General features: G+C 69.6%; 1 protein-coding gene. It reads right to left on the reverse strand.

What is annotated here, in order from left to right; translation table 11 throughout:
- The coding region (locus KVT32_RS28240; RefSeq protein ID WP_217619219.1) for a cytochrome ubiquinol oxidase subunit I at window positions 1-638 on the reverse strand (638 nt) is incomplete at both ends.

Genomic DNA, 638 nt, shown 5'->3' on the forward strand with positions numbered 1-638 from the left:
CGCCGTGCGGCGACACCGCGTCGGCCGTACGCAGCACGCCGTACACCACCCAGGGCTGGCGCCCGACCTCGGTGGTCACCCAGCCGGCCAGGATGGCGACCAGTCCGGCCGGCCCCATCCACAAGGCCGCGCGCAGGAACAGGCGCTTCGTGAAGAGCTGGCCGCCGCGCCGCAGCAGCAGGCTCCACACGCCCAGCGCGATCATCAGGAGGCCCAGTCCGACCATCAGGCGGAAGCTCCAGAACACGATCAGGGAATTCGGCCGCTCGTCCTTCGGGAAGTCCTTCAGGCCGGGGAACTGGCCGTCCCAGCTGTGGGTGAGGATGATGCTGCCCAGGCGCGGGATGCCGACGGCGTAACGGGTCTGCTCGGCTTCCATGTCGGGTATGCCGAACAGCAGCAAGGGGATGGCCTCGCCCGGCTCGTTCCGCCAGTGCCCTTCCATCGCGGCCAGCTTGGCCGGCTGGTGCTCGGCGGTGTTCAGGCCGTGGAAGTCGCCGATGACGGCCTGGATCGGGGCGACGATGAGGAGCATCCACATCGCCATCGAGAGCATCTTGCGCACCGCCGGATTGTCGCGCCGCCGCAACAGTTGCCAGGCGCCGACCGCGCCGACGATCAGGGCCGTGGTGAGGTAG

The organism is Achromobacter sp. GbtcB20 (genome assembly GCF_019091095.1).
GTDB lineage: Bacteria > Pseudomonadota > Gammaproteobacteria > Burkholderiales > Burkholderiaceae_B > Achromobacter > Achromobacter mucicolens.